The sequence below is a fragment of the Ornithinicoccus sp. genome, from assembly GCF_057176825.1.
In genome coordinates this window covers 1,837,615-1,862,565 of sequence record NZ_CM169976.1, presented here as the reverse complement: position 1 = coordinate 1,862,565, position 24,951 = coordinate 1,837,615, and the positions used below count along the sequence as shown (strand labels likewise).

Here is a 24,951-nt window from a genome sequence, read left to right as displayed (position 1 = left end):
AGGATGAGGTGACGCACGTGACGCAGCCCGATGATCGAGCACCACGCCTGGTGGCGATCACGGGGGCGTCCGGGCTGATCGGGTCCGCGCTGTCGCAGGCGTTGCGGGGTCGTGGTGACCAGGTGATCCACCTGGTCCGCCGCGACCCCGCACCCGTCACCGACGGCGTCACCGAGGTGCAGTGGTGGCCCGGGGAGGGACGGCTGGACCCGGCCTCGCTGTCAGGAGTGGACGCGGTGGTCCACCTGGCCGGTGCCGGGCTGGGCGACCGTCGGTGGAACGACTCCTACAAGCGCACCATCCGGTCCTCCCGGGTGGACGGGACGACGACCATCGCCCGGGCCGTGGCGTCCCTGGACCCTCTCCCCCGCCTCGTCTCCGCGTCGGCCATGGGCATCTACGGTCACCGCGGCGCCGACGTCCTCACCGAGGAGTCCGCGCTCGGTGAGGACTTCCTGGCTCAGGTATGCCGGGACTGGGAGGCAGCGACCCGGAGCGCCGAGGAGGCCGGGGCGCCGGTCGCGCACATCCGCACCGGTCTCGTGCTGTCCCGCGAGGGCGGCGCCATGGGGCGGCTGCTCCCGCTGGCGCGCTTCGGGCTCGCGGGGCCGTTGGGCAGCGGCACGCAGTACTGGTCGTGGATCACCCTGCACGACCACCTCCGCGCCGTGCAGTTCCTGCTGGACCGTCCCGATATCACCGGCCCCGTCAACCTGTCCGGGCCGCACCCCGACACCCAGCGCGACGTGGTGCAGGCCCTGGGTCGGCAGTTGCACCGGCCGGCGCGCCTGCCCGCGCCCACCATCGCCCTGCGGCTGGCGCTCGGTGAGATGGCCTCCGACATCCTGGGCAGCATCCGGATGCTCCCCGCCGTGTTGCAGGAGGCCGGTTTCACGTTCGACCACCCGGAACTGGCGCAGGCCATGTCCTGGCTGTTGGAGGAGCCGGCACCGGAGGCATAATGCGCGGAGGAGGGCAGATCAGTCCTTCGGGAGGGAGCGCGCCGTGGACGGCTGGAGGTTCGACTGGCGGTATGCCGCAGCCGGGCTCTTCGGGGGCACCGCCATGGGCGTGCTGACCGGGCTGGTGATCGGCGGGTGGCTGGCAGTGGACGCCATGTCCGGCTCCGGCGCCGGGGTCTACAACACGGTCATGTTCCTGATCCTCGTCCCCCTGTACGGCGCATTTATCGGCGGGCTCGCCGGCGGCGTCCTGGGCCTCCTGGCCGGCGCGGCCACCGGGCTCACCGTCGGTGGCCTGTTGGACCGGGCACGGGCGCGGCGCCGGGCGTTCTGGACAACGCTGGCGATCGCGATGGCTTGTTACCCGTTGATCGCCAGCCTGGGGACTCCCCCACCGTCGGCGGTACGCAGCCTCGTGGTGGTGGCCGTTCCCGCCCTCCTCGGTGCCTACCTGATGTCCCGGGCGACCGAGTCGATCATCGGCGCCGCCGAGCAGCGGTTGGCCGAGTACGGCACCACCCGAGGCTGAGGGGTCCCGGTCGGAGCCGGCTCACAGGACCACGAGGTTCCACACAGCCAGCGCCGCGACCAGCACGAGGTCCACCACGAGCACCGCCCGGGTCACCCGCGGCAGTGTCGCCCGATCCGCCTCGGGGACGCCCTCGCGGGGGCAGGAGGCGACCGCCAGCAGCACCCGGGATGGTGCGGCCATGGTGAGGAGGCAGGCCGCGGCGTTCTGCACCCCCACCAGCACCACCGGGGCGACGCCCAGTCCGGGTGCAACCGCCCCGGTCCCGGCGGCGAACATCGAGTTGGCACCGGCACCCGACCCGGTGACATAGCCGCCCAGCGCGCCGATCACCGGGGTCAGCACCAGTGCCAACGGTCCCGTCCGCCCCAGCGCCTGCGCGAGCGGCTCGGTGAGACCACCCAGCACCATCACCACCCCCAGGGCCAGGAACGCGGCGGTCGGCAACGCCACGCCGCGCCACATCGAGCCCACCTCGCGCACCAGGACCGGCCGCTGCACGGCCACCAGGGGCAGCCAGACGAGGGCCACGGCGCAGGACACGACGAGCCAGGTCGCCGGTGAGGTGAGGACCGCCGCGGGCCAGCCCGAGGAGGTGGGCACCACCCACGCCGACCCCAGGATGCCGAGCAGGAGCACGGCATACGGCACGAGGGCACGCAGGACCGGGCGCGACATCCGCACCCGCGCCCCCTGCACGCGGCGCCAGAGCACGTGGCCGGCGAGGGCCCCGAGCGCCCCGAGGGCGCCGGAGGGCGCCATCCCGATGAAGACGCTGGAGAGCAGCACGCCGGCGCCCACCAGCAGGCCGGACAGGACACCGCCCGCGAGGTGGGCTGCCCGGAGCCGGCCGGGCGAGGCCAGGACGACTGCGGCCAGCCCGACGCCCACGAAGACCACGAGGTTGGGCCAGGCCGTGGCCACCCCGACCTGGTCCGCGCTGGCCCCGATGAGCCGCCCGGCGATGATCGTGCCCGGCCCGAGCGATCCCCACGGGACGGCGCACAGCCCGAGCAGGCCGAGGACCGCGGCGCGGTGCGGGGTGAACCCCGCCGCGACCAGCAGCGGCACCCCCACCATGACCCCGACGCCGAAGCCGGTGACGGACTCCGCGAAGGGAGTGACCCCGTGCACGACGAGCAGGGCCGTCGGCACCGGCCCACCCGCCAGGCCACCGATCCACCCGGCCAGGACCTGCTGGGCCCCGGAGCGGTCCATCAGGCGGCTCAGCGCGATGCCGCCCCCGATGATGAGCAGGACCTCGACGAGGGTCGGCAGCCAGACCACCATCCCGGAGCCGAGCCCGGACAGGTGGTCCCGGAAGGCGAGGGCCACCACCGCCACGGCGGTGAGGATCCCCAGCACCGCGGCACGCAGCGCGGGCGTGCGGAGCGCGAGCGCCCCGCACGCCACGAGCAGCGGCAGACCCGCGAGGAGAGCCTGCATCACGGTGCAGTGGTCAGGCGGATGCCTTCTCCTCGGCCACCCGGCGCATGTCCTCCTGGTCGATGGCCAGCAGGGAGGTGCCCTTGGTCTCGCGCATCACCAGGGCCGCGACCAGGCTGACGCCCGCGGCGACCGCGATGTAGCCGGCGATGGCCGTCCAGTTGTCGAACTCGCGCAGCAGCCAGGTCCCGATCAGCGGTGCCCAGGAGCCTGCCACGATGGCGGTGACCTGGTAGCCGAGGGACACCCCGGAGTAGCGCATCCGGGTGGGGAACATCTCGGCCATGATCGCCGGCTGCGGCGAGTACATCAGACCGTGCACGACCAGCCCGAGCATGATGGCGGCCAGGATCATCCCGGTGGACTCCGTGTCGAACATCGGGAACGCGACGAACGGCCAGACCATCGCGGTGGCCGCGCCGAGCAGGTAGACGGGCCGGCGGCCCATCCGGTCCGACAGGTGCCCGATGGCGGGGACCACGAACGCGTGCAGGATGTGGGCGAACATCAGCAGGGTCAGGATGCGTGAGGTCCCGACGTCGATGTGGTTCAGGTAGGTGATCGAGAACGTCACCACCATGTAGTAGAGGATGTTCTCCCCGAACCGCAGACCCATCGCGGTGAAGACGCCACGCGGGTAGCGCTTGAACACCTCGACCAAGCCATACCCGGCGGCGGCCTCCTTCTCGACCTGCTCCTTGGCGGCCTTGAAGATCGGGGAGTCGCTGACCTGGGTGCGGATGTAGTAGCCGATGGCGACGATGACCACGGACAGCCAGAAGCCGATGCGCCAGCCCCAGGACAGGAACGCCTCGTCGGACAGGGAGGCCGACAGGACCAGCAGCACGACGGTGGCCAGCAGGTTGCCCAGCGGCACCCCCGCCTGCGGGAAGGATCCCCAGAATCCGCGGCTGGAGTTCGGGCTGTGCTCGGTCACCAACAGGACGGCCCCGCCCCACTCGCCACCCAGCGCGAAGCCCTGGATGAACCGCAGTGACACCAGCAGCGCCGGCGCCCAGTAGCCGATCGTGTCGAACCCGGGCAGACAACCCATCAGGAAGGTCGAGGTCCCGATCAGGATCAGACTGAACTGCAACAACGCCTTGCGGCCGATCCGGTCACCGATGTGGCCGAAGACGATGCCGCCCAGGGGGCGCGCCACGAATCCGACGGCGTAGGTGCCGAAGGCCAGGATGATGTTGTCCAGCGGGTTGTCGCTGTCCGGGAAGAAGAGCTCACCGAACACCAGGGTCGCGGCGGTGCCGTAGAGGAAGAACTCATACCACTCGACGACCGTGCCGGCCATCGAGGCGCCGACGACCTTCTTGAGGTAGGGCTTGTCGGCCGTGTGCTCGTGCTCCATCCGGACCTGGTCCTGCTGGTGCTCCTCGACGCTCCCGTCCGGAGCGTCCGGGCTGGCCGGATTGTTGGGGGTGTCACTCATGCGTGTTCTCCGTCCTGCTCGATGGTGCCGTCGGCAACCTTGATGACCGCACTGCAGTCCTTGTCGGCGAATCCTGCGTCGCGCAACCGCTGGTACATCCGGGCGGCGTGCCTGCCCAGTTCCAACGTGGTGCCCGTCTGGTCGGCCGCCGAGACCGCCAGACCGATGTCCTTGACCGCGAGCTCGGCGGCGAAGGTGGCGGTGAAGTCCTGGTTGGAGGCTGCCGTGTCGACGATTCCGGGCACCGGGTACCACGTCCGCAGCGCCCAGGAGTCGCCGGAGGACACCGAGGCGATGTTCCAGAACACCTGCGGGTCAAGGCCCAGGCGGTCTGCCAGGACGGCCCCCTCACTGGTGGAGACCAGATTGATGAACAGCATCAGGTTGTTGCAGATCTTCGCTGCCTGCCCCGTGGTGGGACCGCCCGTGGGGATGATGTTGGCCGCCATCGGCTCGATCAGCTGCGCCGCGGCCGCGACGTCGTCCTCGGATCCGCCCACCATGAAGGTCAGCGTGCCGGCGGCCGCCCCGCTGATCCCGCCGGAGACGGGCGCATCGACGAACCGGAAGCCGGCACGTCCCGCGGCCTCGTGCAGGTGCTGCGCGGACTCGATGTCGATGGTGGAGCTGTCCACGAGCAACGTGCCGGGTGCGGCCTGCGCCAGGACGCCGCCCGGGCCCTCAAACACCTCCCGCGCATGCTCCCCCTTCGGCAGCATCGTGAACACGGCGTCCGCCCCGGCGACGGCCTCGGCGATGCTGTCGGACGTACTGACCCCGCCCTCCCGCGCCGCCTCGAGGGCGGGCGGGGAGACGTCGAAGCCCTGCACGGTGTGGCCGGCCCGGACCAGGTTCGCCGTCATCGGCGCCCCCATGTTTCCGAGCCCGATCCACGCGATGGTGGCCATGGGAATCCTCCTTAGTGCGTGCCCGCACTCACTCAAGCTGGCTCCGGCAAGGTGTCGGACCACCGGCGACTATAACCATCCCGCCGTGTCCGCGACGCCTGAGTCGGCACCCACGCCACCGGAGGGTCAACGCGGGGTCAGGGGAGGGTCACGGGAGGGTCCAGGAGACGATGCGCCACCCCTGGTCGGTGCGCCCGAGCTCGAACGTGACCTCGTCCTCGGTGCCCGGGTGCGCCCACTCCTGACCCTCCCCGACGACGGTGTATGCCGATCGCTGGACCCGGGTGGTGACCACCCGGTGGTCCTCATCCGACTCGACGATGTCGACGTCCGTCGCGGTGAACGTCAGGCCCCGGTAGGCCAGACCACGACCCTGCGCCTCGCCGAGGTCGCTGCTGTCGGCCTCCCACGCGGCCGAGTCCGGGACGTGCACCGCGCCGAGCAGGTCCGGGTCGCCCGCATGCCAGGCCGCCGCGCGGGCGTCGAGCAGGTCCTGCAGGTCCTCCGCCACCTCGCCCTCGGGACCGGTCGTCGACCCGGGGTTGCCGGTGCCCTCCGGCGCGGCGGCGCTCCCCGGGGTGCTGCCCGTCGGCGCAGTGCCTGTCGTGGGCGTGCCTGTCGTTGCGGGGTGGGGTGTCGTCACGGGGTCCTGGGTCGCGGTGGTCCCGGCGACACTGGTGGGCGCCTCCAACACCCAGCCCGTGGCCCACCGGACGCCGAGCACCAGGAGCGGCAGCAGCACGAGGGCTACCAGTCCGCCCACCAGCACCCTGCGTCGGGCCGCCGAACGGGCGGGCCTGCGGCGTGCCCGCCGCGCCGCCCGGGAGTCGTCGGGCTCCTCCTCTCCCTCTCCGGCCCCGAGGGCGAACGCGTCGACGGCAGCCGCCCGGCGGATCCGCTGCGTCAGCCCCGCCGCGGGGTCGGCGCCGGGACCGAGCTCGACCGGCTCGGGAGTGACCGCCTCGAATATCCGCGCGGCGACCTCGTCGGCGTCGGGCCGGTCGGCCGGCTCGGGCTCCAGGCAGGTCAGGACCAGGTCGCGCAACGCCTCCGGGATCTCGGGGGCCAGCTCCGCCAGGGACTCACGGGTGCCGACCCACCCGGGGACCTGGCCGGTCAGGCAGGTCCAGGCGACGGCACCCAGGGCGTAGACGTCGGACTCCGCGGCCGGCGCGAAACCCTCCAGCAGTTCGGGTGCCACCATCCCGTCGGTCCCGTGGACCGACTCCACCCGCTCGCCCGCGATCCGGCAGACACCCAGGTCGCCCAGCATCGGCATACCGTCGCCGAGGAAGAGGACGTTGCCCGGCGACACGTCCCCGTGCACCACACCCGAACGGTGTAGGTCAGCCAGTGCCGCCGCCAACGGGGCCGCGACCGTGACCACCTCTCCCGCACTGAGGTGGCCCCGCCCGGCGAGCAGCTCGGCCAGCGATCCCCCCTCGGCCAGCTGCATCGCCAGGGCCACCGCCGCGGGGCGGCCGTCGGGTCCGGGCAGCGGCACCACGTCATACAGGTGGATCAGGTGCTCGTGGCGCACCCGCGAGAGCACGCTGGCCTCTCGCAGGGCGGCCGAGACCTGGCCCCCGGCGACCGGCAACACCTTGACCGCCAGCAGCCGGTCGTCGGCCAGCCTCCGGGCGCGCCAGACGCGCGCAGTGGCGCCGGCCCCCACGAGGGCGAGGACGTCATAGCCGGGAATCGTCGGGTACGCCTGCTCCATCACGCCTGCTCCATCACGCCACTGTGCCCGGGTCCGGCGCCCGGCTCGCGGGTTGTCCACAGGTCCGGCTGGCTAGAGTGGCCACATGCGCGTGGAAGAGCTGGGCTTCGCCCCGTCGTTCGTGGACTACCAGGCCGCGTGGGACCACCAACGCGAGGTCCATGGCCGCGTCGCCGCCGGGGACCTGCCGGACACCGTCCTGCTGCTGGAGCACGCCGCGGTCTACACCGCCGGCAAACGGACCGAGCCGCACGAGCGCCCCATGGACGGCACCCCGGTTATCGACGTCGACCGCGGCGGCAAGATCACCTGGCACGGCCCCGGCCAGTTGGTCGGCTATCCGATCGTGCGGCTGCCCTCCCCCGTCGACGTCGTCGCCCACGTGCGCCGCCTGGAGGACCTGATGATGGCGGTCTGCCAGGACGTGGGGTTGGCGACCGAACGGGTCGAGGGGCGCAGCGGGGTGTGGGTGCGCGCCGACTCCCGTGGGCCGGACCGCAAGGTCGGCGCCATCGGGGTGCGGGTGAGCCAGGAGGTCACCATGCACGGATTCGCGCTGAACCTGAACTGCGACCTGTCCTGGGCCGCGCCGATCATCCCCTGCGGCATTCCGGACGCCGGTGTCACCTCGGTGTCCGCCGAGCTGGGCCGGGACGTCTCCGTCGCCGACGTGCTCCCGCTCGTGCGCCCCCGCCTCGACACCATCCTCACCTCACCCTCCCCCCAATTTTCGTAGCGGATTTGCCGGGCCGGTCCGCCACTTCGTAGCGGATCTGCTGCCCCGCGTCTGCGTGTCCGGCGCCAACCGGGCCCCGCCGCGCCGTCGGTGCGGTAGACCTGTCCTGACGCGCCGGCGCAGGGTCGGACGAGCAGGGAGGGCAGGGGCATGCACATCGATCCGGGCGGTGAGCTGGCGGTCGCCACCCGCGGGCTGCGCAAGTCCTTCAGCGGCCTGCGCGGCCGCCGCACGGCGGTGCACGGCCTGGACCTGGATGTCCCGGCCGGTGGGGTGCACGGCTTCCTCGGGCCAAACGGCTCGGGCAAGACCACCACGATCCGCATGTTGTTGGGGCTGCTGCGCGCCGACGCGGGGACCATGCACATCTTCGGCGTGCCGACCCCCCAGCGGTTGCCCCAGGTGATCGACCGCGTGGGGGCGATCGTGGAGTCCCCCAAGTTCTTCCCCACCTTCAGCGCCGAGCAGAACCTGCGCCTGCTCGCCGACGCCATCGGCACCCCGCGCGCCCGGGTCGGCGAGGTGCTTGAGGCGACCGGGCTGCACGACCGGCGCAAGGACAACTTCGCCGGGTTCTCGCTCGGGATGAAGCAGCGCCTCGCGATCGCCGCCACGCTCCTGAAGGAGCCGGACCTGCTGATCTTCGACGAGCCGACCAACGGTCTGGACCCGGCGGGCATCCACGAGATCCGGCAGACGATGCGCCGGCTCGGCGACGAGGGCCGCACCGTGCTGGTCAGCAGTCACATCCTGGCCGAGGTCGAGCAGGTCGCGGACACGGTGTCGATCATCGGTCGCGGGCGGGTCGTGGCCCAGGGCAGCGTCGCCGGCATCATCGGCGCGCACGCTGCCGGTGCGTTGGAGGTGACGGTCGCCCCGGACGAACGGGACCGGGCGGTGCGTGCCCTGCGGGGTGCGGGGTTGGAGGTCTTGGACCCGCCGGGCGGGGCCGATGCCAGCCCCGCAGGCACCGCGGCCGGACCGTTGACGGTCGGCGGGTCCCAGGAGCCAGCGCAGGTCACCCGGGTGCTCGCCGAGCAACGGATCTACCTGTCGCGGCTGTCGCCCGTGCGTCGGGACCTGGAGTCGGTGTTCCTCGACCTCACCCGGGAGGACACTCTCGGGGCAGACCGGGGGGAGCAGCGATGAGCCGGCTGACACTGGTGGAGCTCCGCCGCCTGCTCCGGCGCCGGTTGGCGTGGTTCGCCGTCGTCCTGACCGCGGGGATCCTCGGCCTCGCCCTCTATGGGGTCCACGACTTCGTGCGGTTCGCGTCCGCCGAGTTGGGCAACGCGGAGACCTACTACGCCGAGGCGCTGCGGGACTGGGAGGAGAACGGCGAGGAGTATGTCGAGTCGTGCTTCGCCGAGCAGGAGCGGGAACGGGAGATGGCCGGCGACGACAGCATCGACTACGGCTGCGACCAGATGACGGCCCCGCGGCTCGAGGACTTCCAGTGGGGCCCGCAGTCCCTGTTTGAGCAGGTGGCCGAGCTGCTCAGCCAACTGGTGTTCCCCATGTTGTGCGTGATGCTGCTGGTGGGCGCGACGGCGACCGCGGCCGAGTTCGCCGCACGCACCATGGGCACCTGGCTGACCTTCGAGCCACGCCGGGACCGGGTGTTTGCCAGCAAGGTCCTGGCCCCCGGGCTCTGGGGGGTGCCGGTCGCCCTGGGCTACCTGGCGGCGGTCGTCCTCGGGGTGTCGGCGATCTTCCGGCTGCACGGCGTCGACGACCACATCACGGGCGCCGAGTGGGGAGACATCGGGTGGATCTGCCTGCGCAGCGCTGCGCTGCTGGTGCTCACCGCCATGGTGGGCGCCGCGTCCGGGATGGCGATGCGACACACGGCCGCTGTCCTGGGCACCCTGGTCGGCTACCTGGTCGCGGTCGAGCTCCTGGCCGCCCAGTTCTTCTCGGGCATCAGCCGCTACCTGCTGAGCAACAACATCCTCGGCTGGGTCAAGGGCGGGCACTCGTGGGAGACGTGGGACTGCTCGATGGTCAGCGGCGAGTGCAGCAGCACGCTGCACGAGATCAGCACCGGCGACTCCGCACTGGTGCTGGGCAGCGTGCTCGCCATCGTGTTCCTGCTGTCCTGGCTGCTGTTCCGGCGGGCCGACGTGGACTGATGGCGGGTAGGGCGGGGCGCCGCGGCGGCGGTGGCATACGCTGGGCTGGCGTTGCGTTGTGCTACGCAACCGCCGCCGTCGACACGAGGGAGTAGCCAGTGGCCGTCGCACCCGAGGGTCGCCGCATGTTGCGAGTCGAGGCCCGCAACGCCGCGACACCGATCGAGCGCAAGCCGTCCTGGATCCGCACCACCGCCAAGATGGGGCCGGAGTACACCGCGCTGCATTCCATGGTGAAGAGCGAGGGGCTGCACACCGTCTGCCAGGAGGCCGGGTGCCCCAACATCTTCGAGTGCTGGGAGGACCGTGAGGCGACCTTCCTCATCGGTGGGGAGCAGTGCACCCGCCGCTGTGACTTCTGCCAGATCGACACGGGACGCCCGGCCGACCTGGACCGGGACGAGCCCCGCCGGGTCGCCGAGTCCGTCGAGCAGATGGGCCTGCGCTACGCCACCATCACCGGGGTCGCCCGCGACGACCTGGTCGACGGCGGTGCCTGGCTGTATGCCGAGACGATCCGCAAGGTGCACGAGCTCAGCCAGACCACCGGTGTGGAGATCCTGATCCCGGACTTCAACGGCATACCGGAGCTGGTCGGCCAGGTCATCGACGCCGCACCGGAGGTTTTCGCCCACAACGTGGAGACCGTCCCCCGCATCTTCAAGCGGATCCGCCCCGCGTTCCGCTATCAGCGCTCGCTGGACGTGATCACGATGGGCCGCGACGCGGGCCTGGTGACCAAGTCCAACCTGATCCTGGGGATGGGCGAGGAGGACCACGAGATCGAGCAGGCTCTGCGCGACCTGCACGGGGCCGGGACCGACCTGATCACGATCACCCAGTACCTGCGTCCCTCGCCCCGGCACCACCCCGTCGAGCGCTGGGTCAAGCCGACCGAGTTCGTGCACTGGAGCGACGTTGCCCGGGAGATCGGGTTCAAGGGCGTGATGGCCGGCCCGCTGGTGCGGTCCTCCTACCGCGCGGGGCGGCTCTACGCCCAGGCGATGCAGCAGTGGGGCCGGGAGATCCCCGAGCACCTGGCGCATCTGGCCCAGAAGGCCGACCTGCCCGCACGCCAGGAAGCAGCCGCGCTCGTTGAGCGGCCCGCTGTCGACGTATCCTGACCACTATGTCCAGCAGCACCGACTCCAGCGCGCCCAAAACCAGGCGCGGCCTCTTTCGCCGCAAGAAGAAGGTGAAGGACCCGAACAACCCGGGCCGGATCGAGCAGTTCCGCCAGGTCTTCCGGATGACCCGCAAGCAGGACCCGAGCGCGGTCTGGTGGATGGCGCTGGCATTCCTCGGCGTCCTGTTGCTGGCCCTGCTCATCGGGATCTGGCTCGACCTGGTGGTCTACGTCATGATCCTGGGCCTGCCCCTGGCACTCCTGGCCGCGATGGCGGTGCTGGCCCGCAAGGCCGAGCGTGCCGCGTTTGCCCAGATCGAGGGGCAACCCGGTGCGGTCGGCGCCGCGCTGGGGTCGCTGCGCCGCGGCTGGTACTACGACCAGGAGCCGGTCGCCGCGGAGGCGGGCGGCAAGATGCGGGGCATGCGCGACCTGCACAATGCCGCGATGATCTACCGCGCGGTCGGGCGACCCGGTGTCGTGCTGATCAGCGAGGGGCCGCGCGGTGCGGCGCTGAAGCTGAGCCAGTCCGAGAAGCGCAAGATCACCCGGGTCGTCGGCTCGGAGGTCCCGGTCCACCTGATCCGGGTCGGCAGGAACGAGGAGGAGACTCCCCTGTCCAAGCTGGCCAAGTCCATGAAGAAGCTGGACAAGAAGATCTCCAAGGACGAGGCGATCGCCGTGCACCAGCGGCTCAAGGCGCTGGGCGTGGCCAAGGCCGCCGTGCCGGCGGGGGTCGACCCGCGGCGCGCCCGGATGGACCGGCGCGCCCTGCGCGGTCGCTGATCCGCGTGAGACGGGCTGGGTCCTGCCGGTGACCTCCCCCACCCGGCACACCGTCTGCTCCGACCCCGGGCCCCATGCGGCGCTGCTCCGCGCGGTCGAGCCCAACATCACTGAAGTCTCCGCGGTCGCCCGCAACCTCATCGGGCACTACCGCGGGCACGCGGGCGAGTTGCCGGAGTCCTCCCGCGGCGACATCGACCTGCGCTGGCTCTCCGACCTGCTCGCCACCGACCAGGGACGACACGGCGGCAAGCCGTTGGCCGACCCGCGCCCCATGGCCGACCGGCTGCAGGGTTGCTGTCGGGACCACTCGCTGCTGTGCACCGGGATCTTCCGCGAGCACGGAGTGCCCGCGCGCACCCGGGTTGGATTCGCCGGATACTTCGCCCCCGGGTTCCACCACGACCATGTGGTGGTGGAGGTCCTCGAGGACGGTCGGTGGCGCCGCTTCGACCCCGAACTCACGCCGGACTTCACCGGGGAGTTCGACGTCACGGACATGCCGACCGGGCTCTCGTCCCCGTTCGCCACCTCGGCGGAGGTCTGGCTCGGCCACCGGGCGGGCGAGGTGGACGTCTCCCGCTACGGGGTCGACCCCTCGCTCCCCCTGCGCGGCGAGTGGTTCGTGCGCCGGTATGTCGTGCACGAGGTCGCGCACCGGCACGGCGAGGAGTACCTGCTGTGGGATGCCTGGGGGCTGGATGAGATGGACTCCGCCGCCGACGACCTCCTCGACCGGGTCGCCCGGCTCCTGGTGGCGGCCGACGCGGAGGAACGCTCCGGTGACCTCGCGGGGCTCGCTGCCAGGGAACTGGCCGTGCTCTACCGCGCCGACGCCCGGTTGCACCCCGGCTCGCACCTGCTCACGCGTTCCCCGCTTGACCCCACCGTGGAACGCCGGGTCCCGGTGCGCCGGGCCGGTTCATAGGGGCGTGCCGGAGAGGCACTCGCCCAGGACCCGCCAGAACGTGTCGCAGGACGGCGAGCCCTCCGGTGACGTCCACATCTGGTTGGTGAGCAGGACGGCCACCAGGTCCCGGTCGGTGTCGTTGCGCCAGGTGGAGCCCAGACCACCGTCCCAGCCGTAGCTGCCGACCCCTTCTGTGAAGGGACCGACGCCCAGGCCGAGGCCCCAGCCGCTGTCCCCCATGTCCGCGGCAGCTGCCTGCTCCGGAGTCAGGTGGTTGGCCGTCATCGCCCGCACCGACTCCTCCGACAGCACTCGGACTCCGCCCGTGGCTCCGCGCCCCCGCAGCATCGCCGCGAACCGGTAATAGTCGTGCACTGTCGAGACCAGCCCGTCCCCGCCACCGGGGAAGACCGGCGGATCACTCCACTGCCCCCCGGGCGGGTCGTAGATCTCGTGCCCGCCCGTGACCGGGTCGACCCCGGCGAAGCAGGCTCCGAACCGGTCGAGACGATCGGGCGGCACGTGGAAGCCGGTGTCGGTCATGCCCAGCGGTGCGAACACCCGCTCCCGCAGCCACTCCCCCAGGGGCATCCCGGCAGCGCGGGCGACGAGCACCCCCAGGACCTGCGCCGCCGTGTGGTAAAGCCACCGCTCGCCGGGGTGGTACTGCAGCGGGAGCTCCCCGAGGCGCCGCATCCACTCCGCGGGCGGCGGGCCGGCCTGCGGCGCGGGCGGGGCCACCGCGAGCCCGGCTGCGGTGAGGGCCTCGTCCAGGGGCGTCGGACCCGCCGTGAAGTCCATCCCCAGCCCGAGACGGAAGGTGAGGAGGTCCTCCACGGTCACCGCCCTGCGCGCGGGCTCGGTGTCGCCCACCGGACTGTCGCGGCGCCGCAGCACCTGCCGGTCAGCGAGCTCGGGCAGCACGTCGTCGACCGGCTGGTCGAGGGCCAGGACCCCGTCCTCGACCAGTGCCAGCGCTCCGGCCGCCGTGACCGGCTTGGTCAACGAGCTGATCCGGAAGATCGTGTCGGGACGGACGGGTCGGTCCCGACCGTCGTCGAGGTGGCCGAGCGCGCCGGTGCGCAGCTCACCGCCGAGACCGACGGCCCAGGCCAACCCGGGCGGCTCGCCCGTCGCCACATGGCGTGCCAGCGCGCCATGCAGCGCGTCGGCGACGTCGTCGGGGTGGGCGTGGAGGGCCGGCCGCTCGGGACTCATCGGGAGTCAGCGGGTCCGGACGATGACGGTGCGCGCCAGCCGATCGTGCATCCCGCGTCCGTTCGCGTCCCAGATCAGCGCGGGCACCGCCAGGCACAGCAGGACGGTCCGTATGCCGCCGCGCAGGAACCCCGGTGCCCCCGCCACCGTGGTGGGCCCAGCGGGCGTCTGGACCGGCTCGGCATACACGCGCAGCACCTGCAGCCCGACGAGCCGGTGACCGACCGTGGTCCCCAGAGTCGAGACCAGCAGCAGGTTCTCCAGCGCAAACACCGCCAGCGGTGCGAACGAGGCGGCGCCGGAGGCCTCGCCGAAGCCCAGCCCCAGCGCGGCGTTGGCGATCAGGAGGCAGAGCACCCAGTCGATGACTACGCCGCCCAACCGCCGCTGGAAGGTGCCGATCGACCCGCGGCCCGTCTCCGGGAGGCCCAGGTCGGCACCTGGATAGGGTTGGGCATCGGTCACCCACGCAGGGTAACCGGCGAAACATTGGTGAAACACATGGGTCACGACCGGGAAACGCCCCGACCCTAGGGTCATGGACACCCGGTCCCCCTGGCCGGTCAGCCACGATAATCAGGAGTTCAGATGTTCAACAGCGCAGCGGAGGTGCTCTCCTTCATCGAGGAGGAGGGCGTCGAGTTCATCGATATCCGGTTCTGTGACCTCCCGGGGGTGATGCAGCACTTCAACGTGCCGGCCGCCACCTTCGACGAGGACGCCTTCCAGACGGGGCAGATGTTCGACGGCTCCTCGATCCGCGGCTTCCAGGCAATCCACGAGTCGGACATGAAGCTGGTCCCGGACCCCCGGACCGCCTACCTCGACCCGTTCCGCGAGCACAAGACGCTGGTGATGAACTTCTCCATCGTGGACCCGTTCACCGACGAGCCCTACGAGCGCGACCCGCGCCAGATCGCCGCCCGCGCCGAGGAGTACCTGAAGTCCACCGGCATCGCCGACACGGCGTTCTTCGGCGCCGAGGCCGAGTTCTACGTCTTCGACGACGTCCGTTTCGAGACCAAGCAGAGCGGCGGCTACTACTTCATCGACTCCGTCGAGGCCGCCTGGAACACGGGCCGCTCCGAGGAGGGCGGCAACCGGGGATACAAGACCCGCTATAAGGGTGGCTACTTCCCGGTGCCGCCGGTTGACCACTTCGCCGACATCCGCGACGACATGTGCCTGCGCCTGGCCGAGGTTGGCCTGGCGGTCGAGCGCTCGCACCACGAGGTGGGCACCGCGGGCCAGCAGGAGATCAACTACCGTTTCAACACCCTGCTGCAGTCCGGCGATGACCTGATGAAGTTCAAGTACGTCATCAAGAACAGCGCATGGGCCGCCGGCAAGACCGCGACCTTCATGCCCAAGCCGCTGTTCGGTGACAACGGGTCCGGCATGCACACCCACCAGTCCCTGTGGAAGGACGGCGAGCCGCTCTTCTACGACGAGTCCGGCTACGGCGGCCTGTCCGACATCGCGCGCTGGTACATCGGCGGCCTGCTCCGGCACGCCCCCTCGCTGCTGGCCTTCACCAACCCCTCGATGAACTCCTACCACCGCCTGGTGCCGGGCTTCGAGGCGCCGGTGAACCTGGTCTACTCGGCCCGCAACCGCTCGGCCTGCGTCCGGATCCCGATCACCGGCAACTCCCCCAAGGCCAAGCGCGTCGAGTTCCGGGTGCCCGACCCGTCGGCCAACCCCTACCTCGCCTTCGCCGCGCAGCTGATGGCTGGCCTGGACGGCATCAAGAACCGGATCGAGCCGCCGGAGCCGGTCGACAAGGACCTGTACGAACTGCCGCCGGACGAACTGGCCGACATCGCCCAGGTGCCCGACTCCCTGCCCGCCGTCCTCGACGCCCTTGAGGCCGACCACGCCTTCCTGACCGAGGGCGAGGTCTTCACCGAGGACCTGATCGCCGCGTGGATCGACTACAAGCGGCACAACGAGGTCGACCCGATCCGGCTGCGCCCCCACCCGCACGAGTTCGAGATGTACTTCGATATCTGATCGGCACCCACCACTGCAACGGCGCCTGGCCTGCGAACTTCGCAGGCCAGGCGCCGTTCGTCACGCCCTGGCCCACAGACGCTGGGCATCACGCAGTACCGCCTCGCCCAGGCCACCGGACTCCCCCAGACCCGGATCAGCGAGATCGTCCGGGGCAAGCGTGTCATCACCATCGACACCGCCCTGCGACTCTCGAGGGCGTTCGGCGTCGACGACAGGTTCTGGATCAACATCCAGACCGACTACGACCTCGAGGTCGAGCGCGACCTCCACGGCGCCGAACTTGCCAAGGTGAGCACGCTGGTGGCGAGCTGACAGTCAGCCCCTGAAATGGCCCCTGACCTGCGCATCAGCGCAGGCCAGGGGCCATTGTGCGGGTGCGGCGGACTGACAGCTTGACCCCCCGCTTACCGAATCGTCACCGCGGATCCACCTTCTCCCCCCTCCCCCCACACTGCGTCGTCACTCGGGCCTCGTTGCAGTTGTTTTACCTGGTCTTGGGTTAACAATGGGGTGGCCCAGACGAGTTACATATCCAACACAAACCGTGACGACGTCTGAAAGCTTGTGATTGCCATGCCCGAAATGGCTGATTCGACACTGCTCGCGACCGCGGAGGCCTGGATCGCCGGCTCCGGCCGCCTCCTGCTGCGCCTGGCCGCCATGCTGTTCCTGGCCTACCTGCTGTCAATGGCCCTTACCCTCACCTTGTGGTCGGTCCCCGCGACGCAGCGCCGACACCGCCTGTCGAGCCAGTGGTCCCCGCACCGCCTGCGGGTCGCGACCCGACACGGCCAGCCGGCAGTGGCTCCGTCCGAGATCTCCCGGGCAGCCTGACATGGTGCTCTGGGGGGACCAGGCCATCGACCTGGTGATGATGCTTGCGATCACGCTCGTCGTGATCAGCATCGGCTACCTCTCCCTCCTGCTCGTCCTGGCCCACCGGGATCCGCACCGGCGCCAGCACCAGCAGCCCGACCTGGGGGCGGACCCGGGGTGCGAGGTGATCTTCCTGGTCCCGTGCCTCAACGAGGAGACGGTGCTGCGGGCCAGCCTGGACAGGCTCCTGCTCCTGCCGCACCCCCGGCTGCGGGTCCTCGTCGTCGACGACGGGTCGGACGACGGCACGGCCGAGGTGGTGCGGTCGTTCGACGACCCGCGCGTGCACCTGCTGCAGCGGGTCCTGCCGGTCGCGCGGCAGGGCAAGGGCGAGGCGTTGAACGCCGGGGTCCGCCACATCCTGGACGGTGGGGTGGGCCCGGTGCCGGACCCGCACTCGACCGTCGTCGTGGTCGTCGACGCCGACGGGCGGCTGGAGGAGCAGAGCCTGCACGAGGTGCTCCCGCAGTTCGCCGACCCGCAGCTGGGCGGCGTCCAGGTGGGGGTGCGGATCAACAACCGCCACACCAACCTGCTGGCGCGGATGCAGGACATCGAGTTCGTGCTCTACACCGAGGTCTTCCAGCGGGGCCGACGCCGGCTCGGGAGCGTCGGGCTCGGGGGCAACGGACAGTTCGTCCGGCTCTCCGCCCTGACCAGCCTGGGCCCGAAACCCTGGACCCACTCCCTGTCGGAGGACCTCGACCTGGGAGTGCGCCTCCTCATCGCCGGGTGGCGGCTGGACTTCTGCCAGCACGCGGCCGTGCACCAGCAGGGCCTGGTCGAGCTAGGCCGCTGGGTCCGCCAACGGACCCGTTGGTTCCAGGGCCACCTGCAGGCCTGGGGTCTGGTGCCGCGGGTGCTGGACAGGCTGTCCGGGCGCGCCCGCGCCGACCTGTACTACCACTTGACCAGCCCGTTCCTGCTCCTGGTCGGGTCGCTGTTCACGCTGGCCTTCCTCACCTGGATCGTGCAACTCGGGATCGACGCCACCACCGGGACCCTGGAGTTCAGCTGGGTCTGGGTCACCACCTACCTATTCGCCTTCGGCCCGATGCTCGTCCTGGGGGTGATCTATCGCCGGGCCGAGGCCTCCCGCGGGATAGGGCTGCTGAAGTCCCTCGGGCTGGTCCACCTCTACGTCGGCTACGCCGCCCTTTGGTATGCCGCGGGCTGGCGGGCGCTGTACCGGACCCTGCGCGGGCGGACCGGGTGGGTCAAGACCGACCGGCTGGAGGAGACCGAGGAATCCGACGCCACCCCCGAGCTCTCCAGCACGCTCCCCGCGACGGCATCCCGGGGGCCGTCATGACTCGGCTCGGCCTGCGGACGGTCGCGCTGGCCACGGTGGCGCTGCTCGCCGGGTGCGCCGGCTCCGGGACCTGGGCCGAGGGGGAGGGACGCGACGGATGGACCGTGGTCTTCAACGGACACGGCACCGTCACGCAGGAGAACGGCGCGGTCGTCCTCGAGCCGAAGCAAGCCACCTCGTCCGCGACGACCCACGGAGGCCTGGTCGTCACGACCCAGGAGCACCCCGCCGACACGACCTTCGCGATCACAGCACGCACCGAGGAGCAGCTCAGGGCCGGGGAGCCGAACCCGTGGGAGGTGGCATGGGTGCTGTGGAACTACCAGGACCCCGAGCACTTCTACGCGGTGGCCCTCAAGCCCGGCGGGTGGGAGATCTCCAAACAGGACCCGGCATACCGGGGCAACCAGCGGTTCCTGCTCACCGGGACCGAACCCCGCTTCCCGATCGGCCAGGACTACCGCGTCGAGGTCACCCAGTCTGCCGGGAGCATGACTGTCTCCGTCGACGGGGTCGAGCTGGGCACCGTCACCGACACCGAACGTCCCTACACGGACGGCGCCATCGGTCTGTACACCGAGGACGCCCGCGTCCGATTCACCAACCTTTCCGTGAGCGAGACCGCTCGCTGAGTTCCAGGAGGAACCCCATGAGCACATCCCTGCAGCACACGCCTGCCCAGAACAGCTCGACCGACACTCACCGGCCCACCGTCATGGTCGTCTACGGCACCCGCCCCGAGGCCATCAAGATGGCCCCGCTGGTCGTGGCCCTCCAGCAGGACCCACGCTTCGAGGTGCGGGTCGTGGTCACCGGGCAGCACCGCGAGATGCTCGACCAGGTCAACGGCTCGTTCGGCATCGTGCCGGACCACGACCTCGACATCCACTCCCCCGGTCAGACTCTGCACGACGTGACCGTCCGGACGCTGGTCGGGATGGGACAGGTCCTGGAGGCCGACCGTCCCGACGCGGTCCTGGTGCAGGGCGACACGTCGACGACCTTCGTCGCGGCGCTGGCCGCCTCCTGCGGACCGGCAACCCCCGGTCCCCGTTCCCCGAGGAGATGAACCGGCGGCTCACCACGCACCTGTCCGAGGTGCACCTCGCGCCCACCTCCTCCAGCCGGGACAACCTGCTGGCCGAGGGCGTGGACCCGGACCGGGTCGTGGTCACCGGGAACTCGGTCATCGACGCGCTGTTCCTGACCCTGGCCGGCAACCCGCAGTTCTCCGACGCCGATCTCGCCCGCCGCCTGGACAGCGACCGGGACGTCGTGCTGGTCACCGCGCACCGCCGGGAGTCCTGGGGAGAACCGCTGCACCAGGTCGGCCGGGCACTGGCCACCCTGGCCCGCCGCTACCCCGGTCACGACTTTGTCTTCCCCGCCCACCGCAACCCCCTGGTCCGGGAGGCGATCCTGCCCTACGTGGCGGACCTGGAGAACGTCCTGGTCACCGAGCCGCTGCCCTACCCGGAGTTCTGCGCGCTGATGTCGCGGGCCTCGATCATCCTGACCGACAGCGGTGGGGTGCAGGAGGAGGGACCGGCCCTGGGCAAGCCCGTGCTCGTGATGCGCGACACGACCGAGCGTCCCGAGGCGGTCCGGGCCGGCACCGCCCAGCTCATCGGCACCGGAGAGGTGGCCGTCGTCGAGGCGGTCACCACGCTGATCGAGGACCGCACGGCATACGACCGGATGGCCATGGCGATCAACCCCTACGGCGACGGTCGCGCCGGGGTGCGGACCGTGCAGGCCCTGGCGCTCTACTTCGGGATGGACAGCCCGCTCGAGGAGTTCGACGCCCAGTACGTGCCCACCGACCGCGTCAGCCTGCGCGGCGCCGCGGCCGTCTGGGCAGCAGGAGTCTGACCGTGGCGCACACGTCCCGATTCTCCGGCCTGGCCATTGGCGGCAGCGCCGTGGCTGCCCTCGTCCTGTCGGCCACGGTCGTCTTCGGCCTGACCGACGACACCATCCATCAGGGCGAGAACTCCGACTGGACGCAGGACTTCGTCGACCCGGTGGCCGGCGACCCGGACCCGGACACCCTTGAGATGAGGACCTACCCGTCCACCTTCGGCGGCGACGGCCCGGCCCGGACGCTGGTGCTCTACGACGGGTCCGGCGCCACCCGGGCGAACGCCGAGATGGACGGCTTGGCAGCGGCCAACCTCGCCACCCACTTCGGCACGGTCGAACTCAGTCCGGTGGGTGACTACACCGCGGGCCAGATCGAGCAGTTCGACGCCCTCGTCTACGTGGGCACGAACTACGCGGAGGAAATCCCGCATGCTCTCGCCGAGGACGTCCGCGAGGGGGACACCCCGGTCCTGTGGGCTGGGGCCAACGTCCGCGAGCTCGCCGGGGTCCACGGCAGTGACGAGGCGCAGGAGTTCGTCGCCGCCTACGGCTGGGACCCGTCGGCCTCGCTGCTCAACGCCGCGGACACGGTCACCACGATCGAGTACCGCGACACGGCACTGGTGCGGGACAAGCGGATCGCGGGCCACCTCGTGCTCCCCGCCGTCCACGACCCCGACGCGGTGGAGGTGCTCGGCACGGCGCTGTGTGGCACGCCGACCGAGGCGCGGGAGTGCTCCGGGGCCGAGGGGACGGAGTTTCCCTGGGCGATCCGGTCGGCCAACCTGACGTATGTCGGTGAGGTCCCGTTCGACTTCATGGACGAGAACAGCCGGTACCTGGCCTTCGCCGACCTCTACTACGATCTGCTCGCCCCCGAGACCGAGCCGGTGCGGGCCGCGGCGGTGCGCCTGGAGGACGTCGGGCCCGAGGCCGACCCGAGGGACCTGCGCCGGATCGCGGACTTCCTGCACGAGCGGGGCATCCCGTTCCAGGTCGCCGTCATGCCGGTGCACATCGCGACCGTGCCCGATGCCGACCCCACCCGCTTCTACGGCATCAGCCTGCTCGACCGCCCCAAGGTCGTCGAGGCGCTGACGTACATGCAGGAGCGCGGCGGGACATTGATCCAGCACGGCACGAGCCACCAGTACGGCGACATCGACAATCCCTACAACGGGGCCACCGGCGCCGACTACGAGTTCTACCGGGCCTACTGCAGCGCCACCGAGGAGCCGCCCTACGACCTCGAGCCGTGCGTCCAGACCTCGTGGGTGCGGTTGACCGGCCCCGTGAGCCGCGATGCCGTCGAGGACCACGCGGCACGTCTGGAGGAGGGCCGACGCGTCATGGTGGAGGCGGGCCTGGGCGAGCCCGAGATCTTCGAGGTGCCCCACTACGCCGCCTCCCCCAACGCCTACGACGCCATCGGTGCCTCCTACGGCGCGCGGTATGAGCGCGGCATGTACTTCGCGGGGATGACCACCGGGGAGACCTTCGAGCAGCACCCCTCGTTCACCCAGTTCTTCCCCTACCGGGTGCACGACGTCTATGGCACCACGGTGCTGCCGGAGAACCTGGGCAACGTGACCGAGCACATGCAGAACAACCACCCGGCGCGGCCCCCGGAGTTCCTCGTCGACAACGCACGGCGCAACCTGGCCGTCCGGGAGTCGACCGCCAGCTTCTTCTTCCACCCGTTCCTGGAGACGGAGTACCTCGACGAGGTGGTCACCGGCGTCGAGGAGCTGGGCTACACCTTCGTCCCGGCGGACGAACTGCCGTAGGCGGGGTGGCCGGGGGCCTCAGCGCAGCAGCGCGCGGCGCAGGGACTCCCGGCCACACACGCCGTCGGCGGACAGGCCGAGGCTGCGCTGCAGCGACTTCCACGCGGACTCCGAGCTCGCGCCGAAGGTCTGGGAGGTCATCCCGACCTGGGCATTGGCCGCCCGAGAGCGCCACCCGGTGTTGCCGCGCTTGGCCACCGTGCCGGGTGTGGCCGACGTCCAGGTCTGGGCGCCGACGACCCCGTCGACGCTCAGGCCGCGGTTGGACTGGAACGCCATCACCCGGGACTTGGTCCCCGAGCCGAAGACGCCGTCCACGTCCAGCACGTACCCGTGTGAGCGCAGCAGGGCCTGCAACGTGGTCACGTTGCGTCCCCGGGCGCCCTGGCGCAGGGTCGGCCACGAGGCCGCGGGGTCCATCTCGGTGTCGGTCCCGCGGTCGGTGCAGGTGTCAGCAGGTGCTTTCGTCATGATCTTCCCCTCCCGGACCCTGTCCCACCCCGTGCGAGCCCCTGTGGTCCGATCCGTCACCGTAGCAAGGACCCCGCGCCAACACCAGACCCCGCGTGCGTGCCCGGGGGCAGGTCCTACGGGGCCGTCAGGGCAGCCGCGATCCGCGCCGCGTAGCCCGCGGCCTCGGCCTGGTCCGCATACCGGGTGCGCGGCCAGAAGAAGCCCCGGAGCCCGTCGCCCTTCGTGCGCGGCACCACGTGCACATGCACGTGGGGGACCGACTGACTGACGACGTTGTTGACCGCCACGAACGTCCCGCCCGCCCCGAGCCCCTCGGGAAGGGCCGCGGCCACGCGCTGCACGGCTGCGAAGAGCGAGCCCAGCGCGGCCGGCGGCAGGTCCGTGATGGTGCCGTGGTGCTCCCGCGGCACCACCAGGACATGTCCCTTGAACACCGGCCGCCGGTCGAGGAACGCGAGGACGTCGTCGGTGTCCAGCACGACCTCCGCCGGCTCGGCGCCGGCGACGATGTCGCAGAACGTGCAGCTCACGGGTCAGCGCGCCCCGAGCTGGTCCAGCACGAAGGCGATCTCGAAGGCGGTCTCGCGCCACGCGTCGTAACGGCCGGTCTTGCCGCCGTGCCCGGCCACCATCTCGGTCTTGAGCAGGATCGGCCGTTCCACGGGGTCGTTGGCCACGGTCTCCCGGAGCCGGGCCACCCACTTGGCGGGCTCCACGTAGTAGACGCGGGTGTCGTTCAGGCCGGTCGTGGCCAGGATGGCCGGGTAGGGCACCTCCCGGATGTTCTCGTACGGGGTGTAGGACCGCATGAGCGCGTAGATGTCGGGGGACTCCACGGGGTTGCCCCACTCCTCCCACTCCCCGACGGTCAGCGGCAGGCTCGGGTCCAGGATCGTGGTCAGCGCGTCCACAAACGGCACGCCGGCGTGCACCGCCCGGAATTTCTCCGGCGCCAGGTTGAGCACCGCTCCCATGAGGAGTCCGCCTGCCGACCGGCCCTCCGCCGCCAGCCGGTCCGGGGCCACCCACCCGGTCTCCACCAGATGGTCGGCGCACGCAACGAAGTCGGTGAAGGTGTTCTGCTTGTGCTCCATGCGCCCCTGCTCGTACCAGTCACGCCCCATCTCCCCGCCGCCGCGGATGTGCGCGATGGCAAACACCACGCCGCGGTCCAGGTAGGACAGCCGCGAGACCGAGAACGCCGGGTCGATCGAGATCTCGTAGGAGCCGTAGCCGTAGAGCAGCCCCGGGGCGGTGCCGTCGGGGGTGACGTCCTTGCGGGCGACCAGGGAGATGGGGATCCGGGCGCCGTCCTGCGCCGTGGCCCACAGCCGGTGCTGCACGTAGTCCGCCGGCTCGTAGCCGCCGAGCACCGGCTGCTGCTTGAGCAGGGTCCGCTCGCCGGTGGCCAGGTCCACCTCGAAGATCGACCGGGGAGTCACCAGGGAGCCGATGACCACCTGGAGGGTGTCGGTCTCGAAGCTGGGGTTGGCGCCGACACCGACGGTGTAGAGCTCCTCCCCCGCGTCGACCGAGAAGGGTTTGCCCAGCCCGGTCCCGGAGCCTTGCTCCAGCGGGAAGACCTCGACCTGCGCCAGCCCGTCCCGCCGCAGCGACAGGACCAGGTGGGAGGCGAACGCGTCCACCCCGAGCAGCCGGACACCGTCCTGGCCGGGGATCACCGTCTGCCAGTCCTCGGGTGAGGTGCTGTCCAGCGGCGCCCGGGCCAGCTCGGCCTCCTTGTGGGCCCGGTTGTGCAGCACCCACAGGGTGTCGCCGGCCGGCTCGACGTCGTACTCCACGCCCTCCTCGCGGGGGGCGATCACCCGGAACTCGCCGGTCGGGTCGTCGGTGGCCAGGATGCGGTACTCCGTCGTGTTCTTGGTGCCGACGCCGATCAGGATGAACCGCTCGTCCCGGGAGACGTCCAGCCCCATCCAGAACCGCTCGTCGTCCTCCTGGAAGACGAGGACGTCCTCCACCGGGTCGGCGCCCACCTCGTGCCGCCACACCTGGTAGGGCCGCCACGCCTCGTCGACCCGCGTGTAGAACAGGTGCCGTCCCTGCGCGTCCCACGCCACGCCATACCCGATGCCAGTGACCGAGTCCTCCAACGTCTCCCCCGTCGCCAGGTCCCTGACGACCAGGTCGAACCGCTCGTCGCCGGAGGTGTCCACGGCATACGCGAGGCGGTCCCCGGCGTAGGAGACCTCGAAGGCGCCGAGGGCGAAGAACTCCTGGCCCTGGGCCTCCACGTTGCCGTCGAGCAGCACCTGCTCACCGTCGGGGACGGTCGCGGGGTCGAGCACGGGACGTTCGGGGCTGTTGGCGACCGAGATCCTGGCCTGGATCGGGTACTGCTGGCCCTCAACGGTGCGCGCGTAGTACCACCACTCCTTGTCGCGCACCGGCACCGACAGGTCGGTCTCCTGGGTGCGGCCCTTGATCTCGCCGAAGACGGCCTCGGTGAGGTCGGCCAGGTGCGGCGTCATCGCCTCGGTGTAGGCGTTCTCGGCCTCCAGGTGCGCGATGACCTGCGGGTCCTCCTTGTCGCGGAGCCACTCGTACGGGTCGGTCACCGTCTCGCCGTGGTGGGTGCGCAGGTGCTCCACGCGGGCGGCGACGGGCGGGGTGAGGCGCTGCTTCTGGTCGGTCACCGCTCCACGATACGTTCCCTGCGCCCCGTTGCCGGAGCCGCCCGAC

Annotated in this window: 23 protein-coding genes and 1 pseudogene; 15 read left to right on the top strand and 9 right to left on the bottom strand. The window is 71.1% G+C overall.

What is annotated here, in order from left to right:
• Nucleotides 1–17: 17 nt before the first annotated feature.
• Together AC1QRC_RS09310 and AC1QRC_RS09305 are read left to right on the top strand one after the other, a co-directional pair.
• The gene (locus AC1QRC_RS09310; protein WP_484206484.1) at nt 18–962 is read left to right on the top strand and encodes a TIGR01777 family oxidoreductase; all 945 of its coding nucleotides are present in this window, start codon (nt 18–20) and stop codon (nt 960–962) included.
• Nucleotides 963–1,005: 43 nt separating this feature from the next.
• Entirely contained in the window at nt 1,006–1,491 is a 486-nt protein-coding gene (locus tag AC1QRC_RS09305) for a hypothetical protein (RefSeq protein WP_484206483.1), read from the top strand.
• A gap of 21 nt (nt 1,492–1,512) precedes the next feature.
• Here the strand turns inward: AC1QRC_RS09305 and AC1QRC_RS09300 are convergent, their stop codons facing one another.
• The 4 genes from AC1QRC_RS09300 to AC1QRC_RS09285 all read right to left on the bottom strand — a co-directional run bounded on the left by AC1QRC_RS09300 (nt 1,513) and on the right by AC1QRC_RS09285 (nt 7,012).
• Entirely contained in the window at nt 1,513–2,937 is a 1,425-nt protein-coding gene (locus AC1QRC_RS09300) for an L-lactate permease (RefSeq protein ID WP_484206604.1), read from the bottom strand.
• Nucleotides 2,938–2,950: 13 nt separating this feature from the next.
• A complete protein-coding gene (locus tag AC1QRC_RS09295; protein WP_484206603.1) occupies nt 2,951–4,300 on the bottom strand; it encodes an MFS transporter in 1,350 nt (449 codons plus the stop codon).
• A 77-nt stretch (nt 4,301–4,377) separates the two neighbouring features.
• Complete coding sequence (gene mmsB / locus AC1QRC_RS09290) at nt 4,378–5,289, bottom strand: 3-hydroxyisobutyrate dehydrogenase (protein ID WP_484206482.1); 912 nt, start codon at nt 5,287–5,289, stop codon at nt 4,378–4,380.
• A gap of 148 nt (nt 5,290–5,437) precedes the next feature.
• Nucleotides 5,438–7,012: a serine/threonine-protein kinase gene (locus AC1QRC_RS09285; protein ID WP_484206602.1), complete on the bottom strand. Its 1,575-nt coding sequence runs from the start codon at nt 7,010–7,012 to the stop codon at nt 5,438–5,440.
• An 85-nt stretch (nt 7,013–7,097) separates the two neighbouring features.
• On the opposite strand from AC1QRC_RS09285, the gene lipB reads away from it, so the two are divergent.
• The 6 genes from lipB to AC1QRC_RS09255 all read left to right on the top strand — a co-directional run bounded on the left by lipB (nt 7,098) and on the right by AC1QRC_RS09255 (nt 12,720).
• The gene (lipB, locus tag AC1QRC_RS09280; protein WP_484206481.1) at nt 7,098–7,748 is read left to right on the top strand and encodes a lipoyl(octanoyl) transferase LipB; all 651 of its coding nucleotides are present in this window, start codon (nt 7,098–7,100) and stop codon (nt 7,746–7,748) included.
• A gap of 150 nt (nt 7,749–7,898) precedes the next feature.
• Nucleotides 7,899–8,897, top strand: coding sequence for an ABC transporter ATP-binding protein (locus tag AC1QRC_RS09275; protein WP_484206480.1), 999 nt, complete (start codon nt 7,899–7,901; stop codon nt 8,895–8,897).
• On the top strand, nt 8,894–9,880 hold the full coding sequence (locus AC1QRC_RS09270; protein WP_484206479.1) for an ABC transporter permease subunit: 987 nt from the start codon (nt 8,894–8,896) through the stop codon (nt 9,878–9,880). The genes AC1QRC_RS09275 and AC1QRC_RS09270 overlap by 4 nt, the downstream gene beginning before the upstream one ends.
• Before the next feature lie 98 nt (nt 9,881–9,978).
• The gene (gene lipA, locus AC1QRC_RS09265; protein WP_484206478.1) at nt 9,979–11,004 is read left to right on the top strand and encodes a lipoyl synthase; all 1,026 of its coding nucleotides are present in this window, start codon (nt 9,979–9,981) and stop codon (nt 11,002–11,004) included.
• A gap of 5 nt (nt 11,005–11,009) precedes the next feature.
• A complete protein-coding gene (locus tag AC1QRC_RS09260) occupies nt 11,010–11,792 on the top strand; it encodes a DUF4191 domain-containing protein (RefSeq protein WP_484206477.1) in 783 nt (260 codons plus the stop codon).
• 28 nt (nt 11,793–11,820) lie between these two features.
• Nucleotides 11,821–12,720: a transglutaminase-like domain-containing protein gene (locus tag AC1QRC_RS09255; RefSeq protein ID WP_484206476.1), complete on the top strand. Its 900-nt coding sequence runs from the start codon at nt 11,821–11,823 to the stop codon at nt 12,718–12,720.
• Here AC1QRC_RS09255 and AC1QRC_RS09250 read toward each other — a convergent pair.
• Together AC1QRC_RS09250 and AC1QRC_RS09245 are read right to left on the bottom strand one after the other, a co-directional pair.
• Nucleotides 12,715–13,920 carry a serine hydrolase domain-containing protein gene (locus AC1QRC_RS09250; protein ID WP_484206475.1) on the bottom strand — a complete coding sequence of 402 codons (1,206 nt, stop codon included), beginning with the start codon at nt 13,918–13,920 and terminating at the stop codon, nt 12,715–12,717. The two genes, AC1QRC_RS09255 and AC1QRC_RS09250, sit on opposite strands and share 6 nt — an antisense overlap.
• 6 nt (nt 13,921–13,926) lie before the next feature.
• Entirely contained in the window at nt 13,927–14,385 is a 459-nt protein-coding gene (locus tag AC1QRC_RS09245; RefSeq protein WP_484206474.1) for an RDD family protein, read from the bottom strand.
• Nucleotides 14,386–14,508: 123 nt separating this feature from the next.
• On the opposite strand from AC1QRC_RS09245, the gene glnA reads away from it, so the two are divergent.
• From glnA to AC1QRC_RS09210, 7 genes and pseudogenes are all read left to right on the top strand, one after another.
• Nucleotides 14,509–15,933: a type I glutamate--ammonia ligase gene (gene glnA / locus AC1QRC_RS09240; RefSeq protein WP_484206473.1), complete on the top strand. Its 1,425-nt coding sequence runs from the start codon at nt 14,509–14,511 to the stop codon at nt 15,931–15,933.
• A gap of 30 nt (nt 15,934–15,963) precedes the next feature.
• Nucleotides 15,964–16,248, top strand: coding sequence for a HigA family addiction module antitoxin (locus AC1QRC_RS09235; RefSeq protein WP_484206601.1), 285 nt, complete (start codon nt 15,964–15,966; stop codon nt 16,246–16,248).
• A gap of 270 nt (nt 16,249–16,518) precedes the next feature.
• Nucleotides 16,519–16,770, top strand: a complete 252-nt coding sequence (locus AC1QRC_RS09230) for a hypothetical protein (RefSeq protein WP_484206472.1) — start codon at nt 16,519–16,521, stop codon at nt 16,768–16,770.
• 1 nt (nt 16,771) lies between these two features.
• Nucleotides 16,772–18,124: a glycosyltransferase family 2 protein gene (locus AC1QRC_RS09225; RefSeq protein WP_484206471.1), complete on the top strand. Its 1,353-nt coding sequence runs from the start codon at nt 16,772–16,774 to the stop codon at nt 18,122–18,124.
• Nucleotides 18,121–18,756, top strand: coding sequence for a 3-keto-alpha-glucoside-1,2-lyase-like domain-containing protein (locus AC1QRC_RS09220; RefSeq protein WP_484206470.1), 636 nt, complete (start codon nt 18,121–18,123; stop codon nt 18,754–18,756). The genes AC1QRC_RS09225 and AC1QRC_RS09220 overlap by 4 nt, the downstream gene beginning before the upstream one ends.
• Nucleotides 18,757–18,773: 17 nt before the next feature.
• Nucleotides 18,774–19,996 (top strand): annotated as a pseudogene (gene wecB / locus AC1QRC_RS09215) (non-hydrolyzing UDP-N-acetylglucosamine 2-epimerase).
• A gap of 2 nt (nt 19,997–19,998) precedes the next feature.
• Nucleotides 19,999–21,774 carry a DUF2334 domain-containing protein gene (locus tag AC1QRC_RS09210; RefSeq protein WP_484206469.1) on the top strand — a complete coding sequence of 592 codons (1,776 nt, stop codon included), beginning with the start codon at nt 19,999–20,001 and terminating at the stop codon, nt 21,772–21,774.
• Between the two features lie 18 nt (nt 21,775–21,792).
• Here the strand turns inward: AC1QRC_RS09210 and AC1QRC_RS09205 are convergent, their stop codons facing one another.
• From AC1QRC_RS09205 to AC1QRC_RS09195, 3 genes are all read right to left on the bottom strand, one after another.
• Complete coding sequence (locus AC1QRC_RS09205) at nt 21,793–22,245, bottom strand: peptidoglycan-binding domain-containing protein (protein ID WP_484206468.1); 453 nt, start codon at nt 22,243–22,245, stop codon at nt 21,793–21,795.
• A 116-nt stretch (nt 22,246–22,361) separates the two neighbouring features.
• Entirely contained in the window at nt 22,362–22,778 is a 417-nt protein-coding gene (locus tag AC1QRC_RS09200) for an HIT family protein (RefSeq protein WP_484206467.1), read from the bottom strand.
• 3 nt (nt 22,779–22,781) lie between these two features.
• Nucleotides 22,782–24,905: a S9 family peptidase gene (locus AC1QRC_RS09195; RefSeq protein WP_484206466.1), complete on the bottom strand. Its 2,124-nt coding sequence runs from the start codon at nt 24,903–24,905 to the stop codon at nt 22,782–22,784.
• Nucleotides 24,906–24,951: the final 46 nt, after the last annotated feature.

Coding starts and splice junctions, on each gene's coding strand:
- AC1QRC_RS09295 (WP_484206603.1), bottom strand. CDS start 4,300: ATGGAGCACGAGCACACGGCCGACAAGCCCTACCTCAAGAAGGTCGTC.
- AC1QRC_RS09260 (WP_484206477.1), top strand. CDS start 11,010: ATGTCCAGCAGCACCGACTCCAGCGCGCCCAAAACCAGGCGCGGCCTC.
- AC1QRC_RS09230 (WP_484206472.1), top strand. CDS start 16,519: ATGGCTGATTCGACACTGCTCGCGACCGCGGAGGCCTGGATCGCCGGC.
- AC1QRC_RS09220 (WP_484206470.1), top strand. CDS start 18,121: ATGACTCGGCTCGGCCTGCGGACGGTCGCGCTGGCCACGGTGGCGCTG.
- AC1QRC_RS09300 (WP_484206604.1), bottom strand. CDS start 2,937: ATGCAGGCTCTCCTCGCGGGTCTGCCGCTGCTCGTGGCGTGCGGGGCG.
- AC1QRC_RS09270 (WP_484206479.1), top strand. CDS start 8,894: ATGAGCCGGCTGACACTGGTGGAGCTCCGCCGCCTGCTCCGGCGCCGG.
- AC1QRC_RS09250 (WP_484206475.1), bottom strand. CDS start 13,920: ATGAGTCCCGAGCGGCCGGCCCTCCACGCCCACCCCGACGACGTCGCC.
- AC1QRC_RS09275 (WP_484206480.1), top strand. CDS start 7,899: ATGCACATCGATCCGGGCGGTGAGCTGGCGGTCGCCACCCGCGGGCTG.
- AC1QRC_RS09225 (WP_484206471.1), top strand. CDS start 16,772: ATGGTGCTCTGGGGGGACCAGGCCATCGACCTGGTGATGATGCTTGCG.
- mmsB (WP_484206482.1), bottom strand. CDS start 5,289: ATGGCCACCATCGCGTGGATCGGGCTCGGAAACATGGGGGCGCCGATG.
- lipB (WP_484206481.1), top strand. CDS start 7,098: ATGCGCGTGGAAGAGCTGGGCTTCGCCCCGTCGTTCGTGGACTACCAG.
- AC1QRC_RS09285 (WP_484206602.1), bottom strand. CDS start 7,012: ATGGAGCAGGCGTACCCGACGATTCCCGGCTATGACGTCCTCGCCCTC.
- AC1QRC_RS09205 (WP_484206468.1), bottom strand. CDS start 22,245: ATGACGAAAGCACCTGCTGACACCTGCACCGACCGCGGGACCGACACC.
- glnA (WP_484206473.1), top strand. CDS start 14,509: ATGTTCAACAGCGCAGCGGAGGTGCTCTCCTTCATCGAGGAGGAGGGC.